Consider the following 19,776-nt stretch of genomic DNA (forward strand, 5'->3'; position numbering starts at 1 on the left):
GGCTCGGTCCTCACCAACAAGTACGCCGAGGGCTACCCGGGCCGCCGCTACTACGGCGGCTGCGAGCACGTCGACGTGGTCGAGCAGATCGCGATCGACCGCATCAAGGAGCTGTTCGGCGCCGAGCACGCCAACGTCCAGCCGCACTCGGGCGCCCAGGCCAACGCGGCCGCGATGTTCGCGCTGCTCAAGCCGGGCGACACCATCATGGGCCTGAACCTGGCCCACGGCGGGCACCTGACCCACGGCATGAAGATCAACTTCTCCGGCAAGCTCTACGACGTCGTCGCCTACCACGTGGGCGACGACGGCCGGGTCGACATGGCCGAGGTGGAGCGGCTGGCGAAGGAGTCCCGGCCGAAGCTGATCGTCGCCGGCTGGTCGGCGTACCCGCGGCAGCTGGACTTCGCGGAGTTCCGCCGGATCGCGGACGAGGTCGGCGCGTACCTGATGGTCGACATGGCCCACTTCGCGGGGCTCGTGGCGGCCGGGCTGCACCCGAACCCGGTGCCGCACGCCCACGTGGTCACCACCACGACCCACAAGACCCTCGGCGGCCCGCGCGGCGGTGTGATCCTCTCCACGGCCGAACTGGCAAAGAAGATCAACTCCGCTGTCTTCCCCGGTCAGCAGGGCGGCCCGCTGGAGCACGTGATCGCCGCCAAGGCGGTCTCCTTCAAGGTCGCGGCCTCGGAGGACTTCAAGGAGCGTCAGCGCCGTACGCTGGAGGGTGCCCGCATCCTGGCCGAGCGTCTGGTGAAGGACGACGTCCGGGCCGTGGGCGTGGACGTCCTGTCCGGCGGCACGGACGTGCACCTCGTCCTGGTCGACCTGCGCCACTCGGAGCTGGACGGACAGCAGGCCGAGGACCGGCTCCACGAGGTGGGCATCACCGTCAACCGGAACGCGATCCCGAACGACCCGCGTCCGCCGATGGTGACGTCCGGTCTGCGGATCGGCACCCCGGCCCTGGCCACCCGCGGGTTCCAGGCCGAGGACTTCGCGGAGGTCGCGGACGTCATCGCCGAGGCGCTGAAGCCGTCGTACGACGCCGAGGCCCTCAAGGCCCGGGTGAAGGCCCTGGCCGACAAGCACCCGCTGTACCCGGGTCTGAACAAGTAACGAAGAAACCTTTCGGGTGCCGCGCCCGCCACAAGCGGGGCGCGGCACCCACCCCCTCTGCACCACCCCGTAGTCAGGAGTTCCCCCGTGGCCATCTCGGTCTTCGACCTGTTCTCGATCGGCATCGGCCCGTCCAGCTCCCACACCGTCGGCCCGATGCGGGCGGCCCGGATGTTCGCCCGGCGGCTGCGCAACGAGGAGCTGCTGGCACCGACCGCGAAGGTCCGCGCGGAGCTGTACGGCTCGCTCGGCGCGACCGGGCACGGACACGGCACTCCCAAGGCGGTGCTGCTCGGCCTGGAGGGCGACTCGCCGCGCACGGTCGACGTGGAGAGCGCCGACGAGCGGGTGGAGACGATCAAGACCGGGGGCCGGCTCAACCTGCTCGGCGAGCACGAGATCGCGTTCTCCTTCGACGACGACATGGTGCTGCACCGCCGCAAGGCCCTGCCGTACCACGCGAACGGCATGACCCTGTGGGCCTACGACGCCTCGGGCGCTGAGCTGCTGACGAAGACGTACTACTCGGTCGGCGGCGGCTTCGTCGTCGACGAGGAAGCGGTCGGTGCCGACCGCATCAAGCTCGACGACACCGTGCTGAAGTACCCCTTCCGCACCGGTGACGAGCTGCTGCGCCTGACCGAGGAGACCGGCCTGTCGATCTCCGCGCTGATGCTGGAGAACGAGCGGGCCTGGCGCTCCGAGGAGGAGATCCGCGAGGGCCTGCTGGAGATCTGGCAGGTGATGCGAGACTGCGTGGCGCGCGGACTGTCCCAGGAGGGCATCCTGCCGGGCGGTCTCAAGGTGCGCCGCCGGGCCGCGAACACCGCGCGCAAGCTGCGCTCCGAGGGCGAACCGCTGGCCCTGGCCATGGAGTGGATCACCCTCTACGCCATGGCGGTCAACGAGGAGAACGCCGCCGGCGGACGGGTCGTCACCGCCCCCACCAACGGCGCCGCCGGCATCATCCCGGCGGTCCTGCACTACTACATGAACTTCGTGCCGGGCGCCGACGAGGAGGGCGTGGTCCGCTTCCTGCTCGCCGCGGGCGCGATCGGCATGCTCTTCAAGGAGAACGCCTCCATCTCCGGCGCCGAGGTCGGCTGCCAGGGCGAGGTCGGCTCCGCCTGCTCCATGGCCGCGGGCGCCCTGGCCGAGGTTCTCGGCGGCTCGCCCGAGCAGGTCGAGAACGCCGCCGAGATCGGCATGGAGCACAACCTCGGCCTCACCTGCGACCCGGTCGGCGGCCTGGTGCAGATCCCCTGCATCGAACGCAACGGCATGGCCGCGGTCAAGGCCGTCACGGCCGCCCGCATGGCCATGCGCGGCGACGGCTCCCACAAGGTGTCCCTGGACAAGGTCATCAAGACGATGAAGGACACCGGCGCGGACATGTCGGTCAAGTACAAGGAGACGGCCCGGGGCGGGCTGGCGGTGAACATCATCGAGTGCTGAGGGGCGGGTTCATCCTGCCGACGGCTGTATCAACGCGGCGGCCTTCTCTCCGATCATGATCGCGGGAGCGTTCGTGTTCCCGGTGACGAGGGTCGGCATGATCGACGTGTCTGCCACGCGGACGTTCTCCAGCCCGCGCACGCGAAGTTCGTGGTCGACGACCTTGCCCATCATGCAGGTGCCGGACGGGTGGTAGAAGGAGAACGACTGCGTACGGATGAAGTCGTCGATGTCCTGGTCGCCGTCCGACGCGGGGGCGAGTCCGGCGTCGGCAGCCGTGCGCAGATCCGACTGCAGCAGGGCCGTCAGCCGCTGTTCGCGGGCGATGCGCATACACAGACGGACGCCTTCCCGCAGCCGTCGGCGGTCGTCGGGGTCGTCGAGGTAGTTGTGGAAGATGCGCGGCTTGGCGTACGGGTGGGAATGCCGCAGCCGCACCGAGCCGCGGCTGGCGGGCCGCGCGACGTAAGGGCCGAACGACATCCCGGGCTCGAGCGGCGCGGCAAGGCCCTCGTCACGGACGATGCCGAGTGCGGCATGAACCTGGAGGTCCGGGGCGGGGACGTCATCGCCGGAGCTGAAGAAGCCGCCGACCTCGTTCCAGGCCATCGGACCGGTGCCCTGCCGGCGCAGGAGCCGCTCTTCCGCGGAGGTGTCCGGCCCCAGGAGCGGCTCGGTGTCGCTGAAGAAGCTGATGAAGCACCCGGTGTGGTCCTGCATGTTCCTGCCGACGTCCGGCAGGTCGTGCAGGGGGGTGATCCCTCCCGCGGAGAGTTCGTCGGCCGGCCCGACGCCGGACTGGAGGAGCAGGTGGGGTGAGTTGTAGGCCCCGAGGGACAGCACGATCTCACGGTCGACATGGATCGTCCGGACGGTGCCGAGGTGGTCGACCTCCAGGCCGGCGGCCCGCGAGCCGTCGAAGCTCAGGCGCAGGGCGGTCGTCGAGGGCAGCACGGTGAGGTTCGGGCGGCCGGCGGCCGGCTCCAGGAACGCGATCGCGCTGCTGCATCGCAGGCCGCCTCGCTGCGTGACCTGGTGGTAGCCCACGCCCTCCTGCTGGGATCCGTTGAAGTCCGAGTTGTGCTTGTGGCCCGCGTCCTGAGCCGCCTCGACCCATGCCGTCAGCAGCGGATGGACGGAGCGGGGGTCGCTGACGGTGAGGGGGCCACCGACGCCGTGGAAGTCGTCGGCTCCGCGCTCGTTGTCCTCGGACTTCTTGAAGAACGGCAGAACGTCGTCGTATCCCCAGCCCGGGTTCCCCAGTCGCTCCCACGTGTCGTAGTCGTGGCGGTGACCGCGGACGTACAGCATCGTGTTCATCGAGCTGGTGCCGCCGATCACCCGGCCGCGGGGCAAGTAGGCGCGACGTCCTGCCAGCTGCGGCTCGGGTTCCGTCTCGAAGTCCCAGTCGAACGCCGTCTTGAGCTGCTGCGAGAACAGTGCGGGTATCTCGAAGAGGCGGCCCCGGGCAGGCGGCCCCGCTTCGATCAGCGCGACCGTGACATCAGGATCCTCGGACAGCCGCGCCGCCAGCGCACAACCGGCCGAGCCGGCCCCGACGACGATGTAGTCATACGATTCCCTGCCCATTGCGCCTCCATGGATCTGGTTCCTGGGAGAGGCTAGAGACGCCAGGCATGCTCAGCACATGCACGAAGTGAGCAACTCAGGCGGCAGTCGTTACCCATTCCGTGCATGTGCTGCATTCGGGCCGCTGCTTAGGCTCTCTTGGAACCTCCGCCGTACCCGAGCGCCTAAGGGGATTCCGACTCATGTCCCACCCGGTCCGTCAGGATTACACGCCCCCGGAGCTCCGGCCCGATGCTCTCGTTTCCGTCGGTACCACCGAAGAGATCAGCACCGATGTCCTGATCATCGGATCCGGCATGGGCGGGTCCGCGCTGGCCTGGGCGCTGAAGGACTCCGGTCTCGACGTACTCGTCGCGGAACGCGGCCATTTCCTTCCCCGTGAACCCGAGAACTCGCAGCCGGCCGAGATGTACATCAAGGGCCGGTACAAGAACGCCGGCTATTGGTACGACGGCAGCACCGGCAAGCCGTTCGCGCCGGGCGTGTATTACTGGGTGGGCGGAAACACCCGTTTCTACGGTGCCATGCTGCCCCGTTTCCGGCGCAGCGACTTCACCGAGGTGGAACACCACGAGAGCGTCTCGCGTGCCTGGCCTTTCGGTTACGACGACCTGGAGCCCTTCTACACCGTCATGGAGCATCTGCTCCAGGTGCACGGGCAGACCGGGGAGGACCCGACCGAGCCGCCGCGCTCCAAGCCCTACCCGTATCCGGCGCTTCAGCACGAACCGGAGATCGAGCGGTTCTCGCGGTCGCTGCGCCGGCAGGGCCTGCACCCGTTCCACACACCGAACGCCCTGAACATCAGCACGCAGGCCGATCGCGCGGCCGTGACGACCGCCGACGGCTGTCCGGACGAGACGGGCATGAAGTCCGACGCCGAGAACCGGCTCCTTCTCCCGGCGCTGCGCGACGGCGTGAAGATCCTCACGGGTGCGGAGATCACCCGCCTGATCACCTCGCCCGACGGCCGGAAGGTCGTCGCCGCCGAGGCACGGCACGCGGGCCGTACCGTCCGGATCAATGCCAAGACGTTCGCCCTCGCCGGAGGTGCCGTCAACTCGGCCGCGCTGCTGCTCCGTTCGGCCGACGACTCGCACCCCGATGGTCTCGCCAACTCGTCGGGACTGCTCGGCCGCAACTACATGGTCCACAACAGCACGTTCTTCGTCGGGGTCAACCCCCTGCGGACCAACCCCACGCAGTGGCAGAAGACCCTCGGTCTGAACGACTTCTACGAAGCCGGTCCGGGAACGCGCTTCCCGCTCGGGAACCTCCAGATGCTGGGCAAGCTGCAAGCCCCCATGCTCAAGCCCGCGCGTCCGTGGGCACCGACATGGGCCCTGAAGCTCATGGCGGCCAGAAGCCTCGACATCTACCTGACGACCGAGGACCTTCCGTCCCGGAACAACCGGGTACGCGTGGACGGCGACCGCATCCTCATCGACTGGACGCCGACCAACCTCGCGCCCCACCACGAACTCGTGCGCCGGGTGACCCGGGCGGTCCGCAAGGCCGGCTATCCGCTGATCTTCACCCAGCGCATGGGTATCGAGACCAACTCCCACATGTGCGGAACGGCCGTGGCGGGTGACGACCCGACGCAGAGCGTGCTCGATCCCCTGTGCCGCAGCCACGACGTCGAAAACCTCTGGGTGGCCGACTCGTCGTTCTTCCCGTCCTCCGCGGCGCTCAATCCGGCCCTGACGATCGGGGCGAACGCCCTGCGCATCGCCCCGCCGCTCGCCCGGGCGACGAAGGACTGACGTCGTAACGGTCAGGTCGGCGCAGGTCAGGTCCGCCGCAGGTCAGGTCCGCCGTAGCGTCGGCTTGCGCAGCAGGTCATGTCCGCGCACGGCCAGCTGCAGCCGCTGCTGGTTGCTGACCTGCGTGAGGTCCAGGCCGAGGATCTCGGAGAGTTTGTCGAGGCGGTGGTAGAGGGTGCGCCGCTGGATGAAGAGTTCCTCCGCCGCACGCGCCTTGTTTCCACCGCAGTCGAGGAACGTGCGAAGGGTGGGCAGCAGAGGGTTCTTCGCCAGTGCGTCGTGCTCGAGGAGCGGACCGAGCTCGTCCTCGACGTAACGCCTGAGCTCGGGGCCTTCGGAGAGGGCGACGAGGAGGCGCAGAGCGCCCAGATCGTCGAAGTGACGCACTTCGGTGGTCGAGGCCGCCGCGGCGACGGACGCCGCGCTGCGGCTCTGGCGCAGGGCCAGCGGAAGCACCGCCGGCTCCACGACTCGGCTGATGCCACCCCGCACACCGTGATCGGCCAGCAGGGTCTGCACATGGCCGGCGTCGGCGCGGCTGGGCAGGCCCACGACCGCCACGTCGAAGTCTCCGGTGTCGCCCACGACGGCGGGCCAGCCGGCCTCCTGCAGCAGGCGGGCGAGGACGTGGTCCTTGACGGGCTCCTCGTCCCCCGCCCATGCCGTGACGACGACGAGGTCCCGCCCGCGCAGGTCCTGGCCGAGCGCCAGGCCGAGGGTCACGAACCGCTCTCCTGTGACGTCGCCGAGCAGAAGCCGGTTGAGCAGCGCCGTCTGGCGCTGGGACGCTCGGGCGCCGCTCTCCCGCTCGCTCAGCAGCGAGATCGCCACGGCCGCGGCGGCTCGCTCCAGCGTGCGCAGTTCGGGCGGGCTCGGCTGCCTTCCGCCGTGCAGAAGGTGGAGCCACCCCCATGACTCGCCCCGGAGGACCACGGGTTGGCGAGCGCACGGCGCGACCTCGCGAAACGATGCCGCCGAGGCGGTCGGAACCTCGGGGCCCTGCGCCGCGAGCGAGGGGTGGCGTTCGTGGATCGCCCGGGAGTGCGCACTCCACTCGTCCACGACCCGGTCGGCCTCCGGCGTCGCGCCTCCGTACGCCAGCATCTGGTGGGCGACGTCCTCCAGCACCACGGGGTGCCCGGTGCGACGGGCCAGTTCTCTCACCACGCCGACGTAGTCCTCGTCCGCCAGGAGCAGATCCATGAACGCCTGGCTGGTGGCCTCCTCGGCGATCAGCTGCTTGACGCGCATCCCGACCAATACCTCGTGGACCTGGGCCGACGTCTCGACGAAGGGAATCTCGTCGGCGAGTCCCACCAGGGGCAGGCCGACCGCCTCCGCCTCCTCGATCACGGCCTCCGGCATGGAGTCGAACATGCGCCCGGCCAGTTCGACGACGAGGACGGCCGCGTGCGCGTCCGCGAGTCGCCGGATGAAGGCGCGCTGCTCGAGCTGCGTCGCGCCCATGCCGAGGCCGGCCGTCAGCAGCATCTCCTGACCCGTGAGAAAGCGATGGATGTCCGGGATCTCCCCGGTGTGCACCCAGCGCACAGGGCGGTCCAGATTCCTCTCCCCGGCATACACACGCACGGCGGTGCGCGTGAACACCTCGAGCTCCAGCGCGGCGCGAACAGTCAGGACTTCAGCCATGATCCACGACCTCGGTGTGTGCAGAATCCCCGGTCAATATTGCACACACTGTGCCTGTCGTCCCACCCTCGCGTTTCCCCAGACTTCTGGGCAAGCCCGCAGGCACGACCCCGTGCAAGGAGTGCAGAGTGTCAGCACAACACAAGACCATCAAGGCTCCTGTCGCCGTGAAGACGTCGCGGACCAGCCGTCCGGAAATCGTCGAGACCGTCGCGGACGTGATCGCCGACGTACGGTCGGGCGGCGACGCCGCCGTGCGCCGCTGGTCGCAGAAGTTCGACGACTGGAGCCCGGAGTCCTACCGGCTCGGTCCCGACCGGATCGCTTCCGTCGTCTCCTCCGTTCCCGAGACGGTCCTGGACGACCTGCGGTTCGTCCAGAAGCAGGTCCGCGGCTTCGCCCGGGCGCAGCGGGACTCCCTCACCGACTTCGAGGTGGAGACACTGCCCGGCGTGTTCCTGGGGCAGCGCAACATCCCCATCGGCGCGGCCGGCGCCTACGTTCCCGGCGGCCGCTACCCCCTCACCGCGTCGGCCCACATGACCGTCCTGACGGCCAAGGTCGCGGGTGTCGAACGGGTCGCCGCGACGACTCCGCCGGACCGGGGCGCTCCGCCGCCCGTCAGCATCGCCGCGATGCATCTGGCCGGGGCCGACGAGATCTACGTCATGGGCGGTGTCCAGGCCGTGGCCGCCCTGGCGCTGGGCACCGAGACGATCGACGCGGTCGACATGCTCGCCGGCCCGGGCAACGCCTACGTGGCGGAGGCCAAGCGCCAGCTCTTCGGCGAGGTCGGGATCGACCTCTTCGCCGGACCGACCGAGGTACTGATCGTCGCGGACGACACCGCGGACCCGTTCGTGGTGGCGACGGACCTGCTGTCCCAGGCCGAGCACGGACCCGACTCCCCGACGGTTCTCATCACGACGTCCGAGGAGGTGGGAACGCGGACCATCGCCTGGGTGGACGAGCTGCTGCCCGGCCTGCCCACCGGAGACGTCGCCGGGCGGGCCTGGCGCGACCACGGTGAGGTGATCGTGGTCCCCACACTGGACGCCGCCTACGAACTCGCCGACGAGTACGCCAGCGAGCACGTCCAGATCCTGACCGCAGAGCCCCGCGAGGCCCTGCACCGGATGCGCAACTACGGTGCCCTGTTCCTCGGGGACAAGACGTGCGTCGCGTACGGCGACAAGGTCATCGGCACCAACCACGTGCTGCCCACTCTGGGAGCGGCCCGCTACACCGGCGGCCTCTGGGTCGGCAAGTACCTCAAGACCATGACGTATCAGGAGATCAGGGACTCCGGTTCCAGTGCCCGGCTCGGTGAGATCTGCGGCAGGGCCTCGCGCATCGAGAACTTCGAGGGACACGCGCGCTCGGGAGACGTCCGCGCCGCGCGCTACGGATCGGCCCGGCCGGACTGGACCGACCACACCTTCGAGCAGAGCTGAACCGCGATGACCCATCGCGACTTATGCCGGACCGCGGACGCGGTGCGGCAGCCGTTCGACAAGGAGCACGTCCCCCTCGACCCACGGAGATCGTCATGTCAGCTACGGACAACGAGGCGCACGCGGCGCCCACATCCACCCCCGGCGGCCCCTCGGGCGGGACCGCGAGTCCCGTCTCGTCGGCCGCGGACGCGGAAATGCTCGCCGTACTCGGCTACGAGCAGAAGTTCGACCGCAAGGTCAGCCTGTGGGGGAACTTCGCCCTGGGCTTCGTGTACCTCTCGCCCCTCGTGGGCGTCGTGGCCCTCTTCGCGGTCGGTCTGGCGACCGCCGGCGGACCGTCCGTCTTCTGGATCGGCATCGTCGGGGCCGGGCAGTTCCTGGTCGCGCTGGTCTTCGGAGAGGTCGTCTCGCAGTTCCCGCTCGCGGGCGGGCTCTACCAATGGGTCAGAAGGCTCTGGAACGGGCGCTATGCCTGGTTCAACGCGTGGACGTACATCTGTTGCATCACCATCGGCATCACCAGCACCGCACTGTTCAGCTCGGACTTCGCGGCCAGCCTCTTCGCCGGGACCGCTGCCGAGCCCGCCATCAGCTCCACCCCCGCCCAGCGCCTGTGGATCGCGATCGGTGTGACCGCCGTCTGCATGATCTGCAACTGCTTCGGCACCAGGACACTGGCTCTGATCTCGAAGATCGGGCTCGCCGCGGAACTGATCGGCATCGTGCTCGTGGGCCTCTACCTGCTGATCTTCGAACGCCACAACTCCGTCTCGATCTTCTTCGAGGCCGGCAGCTCCACCCATGACAGCTACGTCATGGCCTTCATCGCCGCCTCGCTCGTCGGGCTCTTCCTCTTCTACGGCTTCGAGGCGTGCGGCGAGATCGCGGAGGAAGTTCCGAACCCCTCCCGCAGCATCCCGCGGGCCATGCAGCTGACCGTGGCCGTCGGTGGAGTGGCCGCGCTCTTCGCGTTCGTCGGTTACGCGCTCGCGGCTCCGGACCTCGCCTCGATCCTCTCCGGCAAGGACACCAACCCGATCCCCTCGATCCTGCAGAGCTCGGTCGGCACCATAGGCACGAAGGTGGTGCTCGCGGTGATCATGACGTCCTTCATCGCGGGTGTGATGAGCCAGCAGGCCGCCGCGAGCCGGATCGTCTTCTCCTTCGCCCGCGACGACATGTTCCCGGGATCCCGCGTCTTCTCGCAGATCACCCGCAAGCACCGCGTCCCCCTGAACGCGTTGCTGGCCGTGAACGTCCTTCCGCTGCTGCTCTTCGTGTTCGTCTACTACTCGCCCGACTCCCTCACCAAGATCGCGGCGTTCCAGATGCTGGCCGGATACGCGGCCTTCATGATGGTCGTACTGGCCGCGCTGCGGATGCGTCTGAAGGGCTGGCGCCCCGCCGGAGCCTGGACGCTGGGCCGCTGGGGCTTCGCGGTGACCGTGGCGGCCCTGACCTACGGCGTGCTCGGGATGGTTCTTCTCGCCATGCCCACCGGCGACTCCGCAACCCCGTTCGTGGACCGGTGGATCGCACTCATCGGGTTCCTCGTCGTCTCGGCCGTGGGCCTGGTGTACCTGTTGACCGCGAAGCCGGAGCGCAAGTCCACCGCGCCGGAAGGTGACGCGATCGAGGTGGCCGAGCGTCTGCGCAGCCGCGCCGCGGCCCTGACCCGTACGACCGGAGGGACCACCGCATGACCCGCGTTCTGTATCTGTACGGAGGCTGGCCGGGGCACAAGCCCTACCAGGTGGCCGAGGAATGGGCCCTCCCGATCTTCAGGAACCTCGGATTCGACGTCGACGAGACCAACGACATCTTCTCCCTCGACGCCGACCTCACCGGCTACGACCTCATCGCGCTCAACTGGAACAACGCCCTGCTGTCCGAGGGGCTGACCGCCGCCCAGGAGGCGAACCTGCTGGGGGCGGTGGAGAACGGCACCGGGATCGCCGCCTGGCACGGCGCGGCCGCCGCGTTCCGCACCAGCCTCAAGTACCACTGGCTGATCGGCGGCAGCTTCCTCGAACACCCCGCCGGCGAAGGCGTGAAGTACCCCTACCGGGTCACCGTCACGGACACCGGCCACCCGATCACCGCCGGGGTGAAGGACTTCGGGGTCGCGTCTGAGCAGTACTACATGTCCGTCGACCCCAACAACCACGTCCTGGCAGAGTCCACCTTCACCGGCGAACACCTGCCGTGGCTGGAGGGAAAGACGATCCCTCAGGCCTGGACCCGGACCTGGGGACGGGGCCGCGTCTTCTACAGCGCGGTCGGACACGACCTCGACGACCTGCAGAACCCGGACGTCACGCGACTGTGCACACAGGGATTCGCCTGGGCCGCCCGTCAGGACGCCTGACCCCCTTCGAACCGAGCTGATTGGGAGCACACCATGCCTGTCCTCACCGGAGGCCAGATCGTCGCGCGGACCCTGCGCAACTACGGGGTCGACGTCGTCGCCGGCATCCCCGGCCACGGCATCTGGTCACTGACCGACGCCTTCCTCGACGACGAGTCCAGGATCCCCTTCGTCCAGACCTTCCACGAGCAGAGCGCCGTCCACCTCGCGGACGGCTACTACCGCGTCACCGGCCGCCCGCAGGCCGCTGTGACCTCCATCGGCGCCGGCGCGAGCAACACCGTCATCGGCATGGGCACCGCGTTCACGGACTCCACCAGCGTTCTCGTCGTCACGGGCGGCCCGCCGACCCATATGCGAGGCCACGGACTGCTGCAGGAACTCGACCGCTACACGGCGAACGACTTCCCCAAGGTGGCCGAGGCCGTCAGCAAACGGCACTGGGTCGTCACCCGGGTCGAGGAGCTCCCCTTCGTCCTGCACCGCTGTTTCAACTCCATGCTGACCGGCCGTCCGGGCCCGGTGCACCTCGAAGTCCCCATGGACGTACAGGCCGAGGCCGCGAACGTGGACCTGCACGACCTGGAGCGGCGCATCCCGGTCGGCCGCCAGCACCCCGACCCGGAAGCCGTGGACCGCGCCGTGGACGTGCTGCGCGCGGCCACCCGGCCGGTCATCGTGGTCGGCGGCGGTGCGATCACGTCCGAGGCGTCCGACCAGGTCCTCGCTCTCGCCGAGCGGTGGCAGATCCCGGTCGTCACCACGTGGAACGGCAAGAGCGCCTTCCCCGAGGACCACGAGCTGTTCGCCGGCAGCGTCGGCCAGACCGGCACGATGACCGGCAACGCGATCGCGAGCTCCGCCGACGTCGTCATCTCCGTCGGCTGCCGCTTCACCGACTGGTCCGCCTCCAGCTACGCCAAGGGCATCAGCTTCTCCATCCCGCCCGCGAAGCTCATCCACATCGACATCGACCCGCACGAGATCGGCAAGAACTACCCCGCCGAAGTGGGCATCGTCGCCGACGCGCAGCGCGCCGTGGCCGCCATCGTCGACTCGCTCCCCTCCAAGGGCGTCGACCGCTCCGAATACCTCGCCGAACTCGCCCGGCTCAAGCAGGACTGGGAGGAGAAGCTCGCCGGCCGTCGCGACAGCGACCGCTTCCCGTTCACCTCCCAGCGCCCGCTCGGCGCCCTGCGCTCCGTGCTTCCGCGCGACGCGATCATCGTCGCCGGCTCGGGCAACACCCAGGGAGCGGTCAAGCAGACCTTCCCCGTCTACTCGCCGCGCACCCACCTCACCTCCGGCGGCTTCTCCTCCATGGGCTGGGCCGTCCCGGCCGCCGTCGGCGCCAAGCTCGCCCGGCCCGACAGCCCGGTGGTGTGCGTCCTAGGCGACGGCGACTTCCTCATGACCGCCCAGGAGATCGCCCTGAGCGTCACCGCCGACGCACCGGTGATCTTCGTGGTCCAGAACAACGCGGGCTACATGTCGATCCGCGGCGGCCAGCGCAAGCAGACCTCGCGGCACATCGGCACCGAGTTCTCGCACCCCGACGGCTCGCCGTACAGCCCCGACTTCGCGGCCATGGGCCGGGCCTTCGGGATCGAGTCGTGGAAGGTCAACGACGCCGCGTCCCTGGAGCCGACGCTGCGCAAGGCCGTGCAGTCGGGAGCACCCGCCCTGGTCGAGGTGCCCACGGACCGCGACGCCGCGGGCCCCTGGGTGCCCGGCTGGTGGGACTTCCCGATCCCGGCGTACATCACGGACGAGCGCCAGGAGGAATACGATCGCATCCGGGCCACCGAGCAGCACCTCTGAGGACGGCCCCGCGCCCGCAGGCGCCTTCCGCCCGTGCAGCCGAGACCCGGCCGCACGGGCGGTTGGCGCCTGCGGAGCAGACGGACCGTCAGACGGTCCGGACGACGGTGCCGCCGTCTTCGAGTGCGGTGACTTCCTCGGCGGCTGCGGTGGTGTCCGTGACGAGGGTGTGCAGGAGGGCGGCGGGGCCGACGTAGGCGTAGGCGGTGTGGCCGAGTTTGCTGCCGTCGGCGGCGCCGATGACACGGCGGGCGGAGGCGACGCTCGCCTTCTTCACCGCGGCGTCGTCGAGGTCGTAGGCGGTCAGGCCGTCGGCCGCGGTCAGCCCGCAGCAGCCGATGACGGCGGTGTCGAAGCGCAGGGCGGCCAGGGAGGCGAGCGTGAGGGGGCCGGTGAGGGCTCCTTCGGCGGCGCGGGGCTGTCCGCCGGGCACGACCAGAGTGGCCGGGCCGGGTGTCTCGCCGACCAGATGGATGGCCTGCAGGGACAGGGGCATCACGGTGACGGGCCGCTCGCGCAGGAGGCGGGCGACCTCCAGGCAGGTGGTGCCGCTGTCCAGCAGGACGCTCTCGCCGTCGGCGATGAGTGCGGAGATCCCGGCGGCGATCCGGCGTTTGGCGTCGACCGCCTCATGGGCGCGCAGCGCGAAAGGGGGCTCCTCGCCCCGGAGCAGCAGGGTGCGTGCCCCTCCGCGGACGCGTTCGAGGACGCCCTGGGCGGCGAGGGTGTCGAGGTCGCGCCGGATGGTCATCTCCGAGGCGCCGGTCAGCTCCGCGAGTTCCTGGACCGTCGCGCCCCCCGAGTCCCTGACGGCCTTGGCGATCAGCCCGTGCCGGTCTGCGTTGCTCATACCGTGATTGAACACCACGGGGAAATGAACAACCAAGCTGTTCATTATCGCGAGTTTCGAACACCATGAATGTTCGTTACGCTGGGCGGTATGGAACGTTCCCTGCGAGCCGCCCGCGTGGCGACCTATGTCTATTTCGTCCTGTACGGCACCTTGCTGGGCACCTGGGTGGTTAACATCCCCGCGATCGAGGAGCGCGTGGGCATCAGCCACGCCACGCTCGGCGGCCTGCTGGTGGTGCTCGGGCTCGGGGCCTTCGTGGGCATGCAGGTGGCGGGCCCCATGACCGACCGTCTCGGCACCCGCGTCGTGGTCCCCGCGGGCGGCGTGCTCTGCGGCGCGACCCTGTTCCTGCCCGGTCTCGCCGACGATCCGTGGACGCTGGGCGCGGCGCTGCTGGTCTTCGGGCTCTGCAACGGCTGCCTGGACGTGAGCATGAACGCCCACGCCGTGCACGTGGAGAAGGCGTACGGCCGCCCCGTCATGTCCGGCTTCCACGCCACGTTCTCGGTCGGCGGTGTCCTCGCCGCACTCGCCGGAGCGGGCGCGGCGAGCGCCGGACTGCACCCGGCCGCGGGCATGGCCGCCATGGGAGCGGTGGGCGTCGTGATCGCCCTGGCCTCGGCACGTGCCCTGCTGCCTGCCGCTCCCGCCGTCGAGAGCCCCTCCGCGGAGGGGACCGGGACGTCACAGGACGTCGATCGCGGCGGCACCACGGGCCGGGTCTGGCTGCTGGCCGTCCTGGCGCTGATGGTGATGCTGTGCGAAGGCGCCGCCAACGACTGGAGCGCCCTGCACATGAGGGACGTCCTGGGTGCGTCCGCCGGCGCCGCGGCCTTCGCCTACGGCACCTTCGCCGCGGCCATGACGATCGGCCGCCTTCTCGCCGACCGCTTCGTCGCCCGGTTCGGTTCCCTGGCGATCCTGCGCCACGGCGCGGTGATGGCCGCCGCCGGCATCACCCTCGTGGTCCTCGGCCCGGGGATGTGGGCCGTGTTCACCGGCTGGGCGCTGTTCGGCCTGGGGTTGTCCGGCTGCGTCCCGCAGCTGTTCAGCGCGGCCGGGCACGCGGACCCCTCCGCCGCCGGGGCCAACGTCTCGCGCGTCGCCGGACTCGGCTACGTCGGCATGCTCGCCGGCCCCGCCGTGATCGGCTGGCTGACCCATGTCGTCGCCCTCAACCACGCCTTCGTCCTGTTGACCCTGCTGTGCGTCACCACCGCCGTGGGCGCCCGGGTCCTGCGCACCGGATCCGACGGCGACACCCACCGGCGCGAAGTCGCAGCCAACACCCACTGACCGCTTGTGCGGCACGGTCCCTGACAGCCGTGCCGCACAAGCTCCCTTTCCCCGGCCTCACCCGAGGCCGGGGCGAAACGCCCTCAGCCGACCGAAGGAGTCCCCGATGTCCGAGTCCCCCGCAGTGCCCGCCCGCGGCCGTGTCGGTGTCATGCTGCCCCGCGATCTCCCCGTCGGTGACGTGCTGCCCTTTGCCCGGCGTGCCGAGGAACTGGGGTTCGACCAGGTCTGGGTGGTGGAGGACCTCGGCTGGCGCGGCGGTGTCGCCCAGGCCGCCACCGTCCTGGCCTCCACCACGAACCTCACCGTCGGGATCGGCATCATGCCCGCCGGCGCCCGCAACGTGGGCTTCGCCGCGATGGAACTGGCCACTCTCGCCCAGCTCCACCCCGGCCGGCTCATCGCGGGAATCGGTCACGGCATGCCCGGCTGGATGCGCCAGGCCGGGTCCTGGCCCGCCAGCCCCCTGACGCTGATCAAGGAGTACGCGAGAGCGCTGCGCCTGCTCATCGCCGGTGAGCCCGGCCCCGCGAACGGCCGGTACGTACGCTGCGAAGGCGTCGTCCTCACCGAGATCCCCGACGTCGTCCCCCCGGTCGTCCTGGGTGTCCGCGGCCCCAAGTCGCAGGCAGCCGCGGGCGAGGTCGCCGACGGACTCCTCCTGGCCGAACCAGCCGCACCCGACTACATCACCGCCTCCCTGCGCAACCTGGGACCCGCCGCCTCGGCGAACCCCCGGGAGATCGTCGTCTACGACGCCGCCGCCGTCGACGACGACGAGGAAGCCGCCCTCACCCGCGTCCGCACCGTCCTGGAGTCGGTCGGCGAGCCGGAGTGGGCCGCGCACATCGACCCCCTGCCCTTCGCCCGCGAACTGCGCGCACACCGCGACGCCAGCCCCGACGCCCGGCACTTCGCCCGGTCGATGCCCGCCGAGTGGGTCCGTCAGTTGAGCATCGCCGGCACCCCGGCCCAGGCCCGCGCGGCGATCGACGCCCGCCATGCGGCCGGCGCGACCAGCGTCGTTCTCGCCCCGGCGGGTCCCGACGCCCTGGCCGCACTCGACTCACTCGCCCGGGCCCTGCCCCACCAGCGCTGAACCGAACGCCCCGAGACCCCAAGGGAACCGACCTTCATGTCCACCGACCGCCGCCGCATCGTGCTCTTCGACCTCTTCGGGGTGATAGCCCGTCCCAACGCCCGGGCGCCCTGGAGAAGATGGCCGCCCGCTGCCACACCTCCCTCGACGCCTTCACCACGGCCTACTGGACCCACCGCCCGCCCTACGACGCCGGCCGGCACACCGCGTCCGCGTACTGGACCGACGTACTGCACGCGCTGTCCCGCCCCGCCGACGCCGACACGATCGAAGAGCTGCGGCTCACCGACATCGACAGCTGGTCCCGCGTCGACGAACGCATGGTCGCCTACGTGCGGAACCTGCGAGAGCGCGCCCGGGTCGCCCTGCTGTCCAACATCCCCGCGGACCACGCGGACGCCTTCCTCGCCGCCCAGTCCTGGCTGCACGACCTCGACCACGTCGCCTTCTCCGGAAAGATCGGTGCGGCCAAGCCCGACCCGGCCGCCTTCCAGCACTGCGTCATCGCGCTGCGGGCCACACCCGCCGACTTCCTCTTCATCGACGACCGCGAGGAGAACGTCCGCGCGGCGCAGGCCGTCGGCATGGACGGGCACGTCTTCACAGGCCAGGACGAACTCGCGGCCGCCGTCGACGTGTGGCTGCCCAGCTGACATCTCATCATGCGAGACGTTCGTACCGGAAAACAAGACGGCTGACATCGTTGCATTGCCCATGTTTCACACGCGAAAGACCGAGCGATGCCAGCCCCCGATTCCGCCCCCACGCCCGTCAACCCGCGGTCCCGCGTGCTCGTCGCCAGCCTCATGGGCACGACGATCGAGTTCTACGACTTCTACATCTACGCGACAGCCGCGGTACTCGTCTTCCCTCAGCTCTTCTTCCCGAGCAGCGACCCGACCACCGCGCTGCTGTCGTCCTTCGCGGTCTTCGGCGCCGCGATGGTGGCCCGTCCGATCGGCGCCGTCGTCTTCGGGCACCTCGGTGACCGGCTCGGCCGCAAGAAGACTCTCGTCGTCTCGCTGCTGACCATGGGCATCGCCACGTTCCTCATCGGCGTTCTGCCCACCTACGCGCAAGTCGGCTGGCCGGCCACCGCGCTGCTCGTGCTGATGCGGCTCGCGCAGGGCTTCGCGCTCGGCGGCGAGTGGAGCGGCGCCGCCCTGGTCGCGACCGAGAACGCCCCCAGCGGCAAGCGCGCCCTGTACGGCACCTTCCCGCAACTGGGCGCCCCGCTCGGCTTCATCATCGGCAACGGCCTGTTCCTGGTCATGGGTGCGCTGCTGCCGTCCGCGGCCGGGGCCGACCCCTCGCAGCCCTCCGACGCCTTCGTCAGCTGGGGCTGGCGCGTCCCGTTCCTGTTCTCCGCGGTGATGGTCGCGATCGGCCTGTGGGTGCGCTCCCGGCTCGTCGAGTCGGCGGTCTTCGCCAGGACCCGCGAGTCCGGCGGGGTGCGGCGGCTGCCGCTCGTCACCGTGGTGCGCAGCCACGGGAAGCAGTTGGTCCTGGGCACCTTCATCATGCTGGCGACCTACGTGCTCTTCTACCTGATGACCACGTTCTCGCTGAGCTACGGACGTACCGCGAAGGACGCCGCCGTGCCCGGACTCGGGTACGACTACACCACGTTCGTGCTCATGATGATCTTCGGTGTGCTGTTCTTCGCCGCGTTCACCCTGGTCTCGGGTCCGCTCGCGGACCGGTACGGGCGGCGCACCACCCTGATCTGGATCACCGCCGCGATCATGGTCTTCGGACTGGTCTGGGTGCCGCTGATCGATCTGGGCACCCTCGGCGTGGTGCTGTGGCTCGTCCTCGGCTTCACCCTGATGGGCATGACGTTCGGACCGATGGGCGCGCTCCTGCCCGAGCTCTTCCCGACCAGCGTCCGCTACACCGGCTCCGGCATCTCGTACAACGTCAGCTCGATCCTCGGGGCGGCGGTCGCCCCGTTCATCGCCGTGGCGCTGTGGGAGGCCGGGGACGGCTCGCCGTGGCTGGTCGGTGTCTACCTCTCGGCGATGGCGGTGCTGACGCTGATCGCGCTCCTGCTCGGCAAGGAGACCAAACACGTCTCCCTGGACGACCGCGAGGCCGCTTCCGACGACGACGCGCCCCGGGCTCGGGCGGGCTCCCCCGCCGCCTGAGGCCGCACCTCGAACCGACCCTCGAACCGACCGGCGTTCACCACCCCCCGGGCGCGAGCCTCCTCACGCCCGGCTTGCGGCCACCGTCGCGGGGCATAACAGAATCCCCCGGCTCAAGGGGACTTCAGCCCCCCACACGCACCAAGGGAGCCCCCATGCTGCGCGGCATCGACGTGAGCGCCTATCAGTCCTCCTCCTACAGCACCGACGGCCTCTCCTTCGTCTTCGTCAAGGCGACCGAGGGGCGGTCCTACGTCAACCCCAAACTGGCCGCCCAGACGAAGCGCGCGCGTGACGCCGGGCTGGTCGTCGGCTTCTACCACTTCCTGTGGCCCGGCAACCTCACCGCCCAGGCCGAGTACTTCGTCGGCAAGGCCCCGGACCGGGCGGGCGACATCCTCGCCGTCGACTGGGAGACGACCGGTGAGGGGACGCACGCGAGCAACGCCGAGAAGGACCGGTTCCTGCGGAAGCTGAAGGAACTGCGGCCGGACAACCGGGTCATCCTCTACGCCAACCGCGACTTCTGGCTGAACGTCGACACGACGTCCTATGCGGGCGACGGCCTGTGGATCGCCGATTACGTCTCGGCGGGCAAGCCCCGCATCAAGGCCAAATGGCGCTTCCACCAGTACACCGACGACCCGCTGGACAAGAACGTGGCCGCGTTCGACAGCGGGGCGGCGCTGCGGAGATGGGCCCGGGACGCCTGAGCAGCGGGGTGTCTCGGGGAGGGGAAATTCAAGCTCTGACGAGGGCCCCTTTCCGGGTACGACGAGGGGCCCGGTCCGAGAGTGCGGACCGGGCCCCTTCACTCGCGGCCGGCGAGCGTGCGCCTACTTGTTCACGTAGGCCCAGAACTCGTCGAAGCTCAGCCGCTTGTCGCCGTCGAGGTCGCGGGTCTTGATGACGACCTCGGCGACCGACTCGGTGACGTTCCAGTCACCCGACCGGGCAAGGGCGGTCTTGAACTCGGCAGCGGTGATGAATCCGTCACCGTCCGTATCGATCCGCTCGAACTGCTTGCGTGCTTCCTCGATGTCCGCCACCGATCCGCCCCTACTCTCGTGTTCTGCGTCGTGCTGACGCAGGTCAGGTTAGCTGCCCGGGTGCGCCTCCAGCGCGGCGACCACCCAGGTGGTGGTGCCGGTG

16 protein-coding genes are annotated in these 19,776 nt (G+C 69.9%); 12 read left to right on the forward strand and 4 right to left on the reverse strand.

What is annotated here, in order from left to right; genetic code table 11:
* The coding region (glyA, locus tag ABT116_RS07355) for a serine hydroxymethyltransferase (RefSeq protein WP_351629094.1) at positions 1 to 1,122 on the forward strand (1,122 nt) is incomplete at its 5' end.
* Between the two features lie 87 nt (positions 1,123 to 1,209).
* A complete protein-coding gene (locus ABT116_RS07360; protein WP_351629097.1) occupies positions 1,210 to 2,577 on the forward strand; it encodes an L-serine ammonia-lyase in 1,368 nt (455 codons plus the stop codon).
* Positions 2,578 to 2,586: 9 nt separating this feature from the next.
* Here the strand turns inward: ABT116_RS07360 and ABT116_RS07365 are convergent, their stop codons facing one another.
* Positions 2,587 to 4,167 carry a GMC family oxidoreductase gene (locus ABT116_RS07365; RefSeq protein ID WP_351629098.1) on the reverse strand — a complete coding sequence of 527 codons (1,581 nt, stop codon included), beginning with the start codon at positions 4,165 to 4,167 and terminating at the stop codon, positions 2,587 to 2,589.
* Positions 4,168 to 4,349: 182 nt separating this feature from the next.
* On the opposite strand from ABT116_RS07365, the gene ABT116_RS07370 reads away from it, so the two are divergent.
* Positions 4,350 to 5,933: a GMC oxidoreductase gene (locus ABT116_RS07370; RefSeq protein ID WP_351629101.1), complete on the forward strand. Its 1,584-nt coding sequence runs from the start codon at positions 4,350 to 4,352 to the stop codon at positions 5,931 to 5,933.
* Positions 5,934 to 5,975: 42 nt separating this feature from the next.
* On the opposite strand, the gene ABT116_RS07375 is transcribed toward ABT116_RS07370, so the two are convergent.
* Entirely contained in the window at positions 5,976 to 7,583 is a 1,608-nt protein-coding gene (locus ABT116_RS07375) for a PucR family transcriptional regulator (protein WP_351629104.1), read from the reverse strand.
* Positions 7,584 to 7,711: 128 nt separating this feature from the next.
* Between ABT116_RS07375 and hisD the strand changes: the two genes are divergently transcribed.
* From hisD to ABT116_RS07395, 4 genes are all read left to right on the forward strand, one after another.
* Entirely contained in the window at positions 7,712 to 9,037 is a 1,326-nt protein-coding gene (gene hisD / locus ABT116_RS07380) for a histidinol dehydrogenase (protein ID WP_351629107.1), read from the forward strand.
* 95 nt (positions 9,038 to 9,132) lie between these two features.
* On the forward strand, positions 9,133 to 10,743 hold the full coding sequence (locus ABT116_RS07385; RefSeq protein WP_351629109.1) for an APC family permease: 1,611 nt from the start codon (positions 9,133 to 9,135) through the stop codon (positions 10,741 to 10,743).
* A complete protein-coding gene (locus ABT116_RS07390) occupies positions 10,740 to 11,408 on the forward strand; it encodes a ThuA domain-containing protein (RefSeq protein WP_351629111.1) in 669 nt (222 codons plus the stop codon). Before ABT116_RS07385 ends, ABT116_RS07390 begins: the two co-directional genes overlap by 4 nt.
* Positions 11,409 to 11,441: 33 nt before the next feature.
* Complete coding sequence (locus ABT116_RS07395) at positions 11,442 to 13,229, forward strand: thiamine pyrophosphate-binding protein (RefSeq protein ID WP_351629114.1); 1,788 nt, start codon at positions 11,442 to 11,444, stop codon at positions 13,227 to 13,229.
* An 88-nt stretch (positions 13,230 to 13,317) separates the two neighbouring features.
* On the opposite strand, the gene ABT116_RS07400 is transcribed toward ABT116_RS07395, so the two are convergent.
* The gene (locus tag ABT116_RS07400) at positions 13,318 to 14,079 is read right to left on the reverse strand and encodes a DeoR/GlpR family DNA-binding transcription regulator (RefSeq protein ID WP_351629115.1); all 762 of its coding nucleotides are present in this window, start codon (positions 14,077 to 14,079) and stop codon (positions 13,318 to 13,320) included.
* 90 nt (positions 14,080 to 14,169) lie between these two features.
* Here ABT116_RS07400 and ABT116_RS07405 point away from each other — a divergent pair, with 90 nt between their 5' ends.
* From ABT116_RS07405 to ABT116_RS07425, 5 genes are all read left to right on the forward strand, one after another.
* Complete coding sequence (locus ABT116_RS07405; protein ID WP_351629118.1) at positions 14,170 to 15,378, forward strand: MFS transporter; 1,209 nt, start codon at positions 14,170 to 14,172, stop codon at positions 15,376 to 15,378.
* Between the two features lie 106 nt (positions 15,379 to 15,484).
* Entirely contained in the window at positions 15,485 to 16,477 is a 993-nt protein-coding gene (locus ABT116_RS07410) for an LLM class flavin-dependent oxidoreductase (protein WP_351629121.1), read from the forward strand.
* A gap of 119 nt (positions 16,478 to 16,596) precedes the next feature.
* Positions 16,597 to 17,130, forward strand: coding sequence for an HAD-IA family hydrolase (locus ABT116_RS07415; protein ID WP_351629123.1), 534 nt, complete (start codon positions 16,597 to 16,599; stop codon positions 17,128 to 17,130).
* A gap of 87 nt (positions 17,131 to 17,217) precedes the next feature.
* Complete coding sequence (locus ABT116_RS07420; RefSeq protein WP_351629126.1) at positions 17,218 to 18,624, forward strand: MFS transporter; 1,407 nt, start codon at positions 17,218 to 17,220, stop codon at positions 18,622 to 18,624.
* 155 nt (positions 18,625 to 18,779) lie between these two features.
* A complete protein-coding gene (locus tag ABT116_RS07425) occupies positions 18,780 to 19,337 on the forward strand; it encodes a glycoside hydrolase family 25 protein (RefSeq protein ID WP_351629129.1) in 558 nt (185 codons plus the stop codon).
* A gap of 123 nt (positions 19,338 to 19,460) precedes the next feature.
* On the opposite strand, the gene ABT116_RS07430 is transcribed toward ABT116_RS07425, so the two are convergent.
* Positions 19,461 to 19,673, reverse strand: a complete 213-nt coding sequence (locus ABT116_RS07430; protein ID WP_351629131.1) for an EF-hand domain-containing protein — start codon at positions 19,671 to 19,673, stop codon at positions 19,461 to 19,463.
* Positions 19,674 to 19,776 lie beyond the last annotated feature (103 nt).

The sequence above is a fragment of the Streptomyces sp. NPDC002130 genome (genome assembly GCF_040296465.1).
In the GTDB taxonomy this organism is placed as follows: Bacteria; Actinomycetota; Actinomycetes; order Streptomycetales; family Streptomycetaceae; genus Streptomyces.

What these genes read in the sequence shown, in the direction of transcription:
- ABT116_RS07365 (WP_351629098.1), bottom strand. Translation starts at nt 4,167, where the DNA reads ATGGGCAGGGAATCGTATGACTACATCGTCGTCGGGGCCGGCTCGGCC.
- ABT116_RS07370 (WP_351629101.1), top strand. Translation starts at nt 4,350, where the DNA reads ATGTCCCACCCGGTCCGTCAGGATTACACGCCCCCGGAGCTCCGGCCC.
- ABT116_RS07375 (WP_351629104.1), bottom strand. Translation starts at nt 7,583, where the DNA reads ATGGCTGAAGTCCTGACTGTTCGCGCCGCGCTGGAGCTCGAGGTGTTC.
- ABT116_RS07385 (WP_351629109.1), top strand. Translation starts at nt 9,133, where the DNA reads ATGTCAGCTACGGACAACGAGGCGCACGCGGCGCCCACATCCACCCCC.
- ABT116_RS07390 (WP_351629111.1), top strand. Translation starts at nt 10,740, where the DNA reads ATGACCCGCGTTCTGTATCTGTACGGAGGCTGGCCGGGGCACAAGCCC.
- ABT116_RS07395 (WP_351629114.1), top strand. Translation starts at nt 11,442, where the DNA reads ATGCCTGTCCTCACCGGAGGCCAGATCGTCGCGCGGACCCTGCGCAAC.
- ABT116_RS07400 (WP_351629115.1), bottom strand. Translation starts at nt 14,079, where the DNA reads ATGAGCAACGCAGACCGGCACGGGCTGATCGCCAAGGCCGTCAGGGAC.
- ABT116_RS07405 (WP_351629118.1), top strand. Translation starts at nt 14,170, where the DNA reads ATGGAACGTTCCCTGCGAGCCGCCCGCGTGGCGACCTATGTCTATTTC.
- ABT116_RS07410 (WP_351629121.1), top strand. Translation starts at nt 15,485, where the DNA reads ATGTCCGAGTCCCCCGCAGTGCCCGCCCGCGGCCGTGTCGGTGTCATG.
- ABT116_RS07415 (WP_351629123.1), top strand. Translation starts at nt 16,597, where the DNA reads ATGGCCGCCCGCTGCCACACCTCCCTCGACGCCTTCACCACGGCCTAC.
- ABT116_RS07420 (WP_351629126.1), top strand. Translation starts at nt 17,218, where the DNA reads ATGCCAGCCCCCGATTCCGCCCCCACGCCCGTCAACCCGCGGTCCCGC.
- ABT116_RS07425 (WP_351629129.1), top strand. Translation starts at nt 18,780, where the DNA reads ATGCTGCGCGGCATCGACGTGAGCGCCTATCAGTCCTCCTCCTACAGC.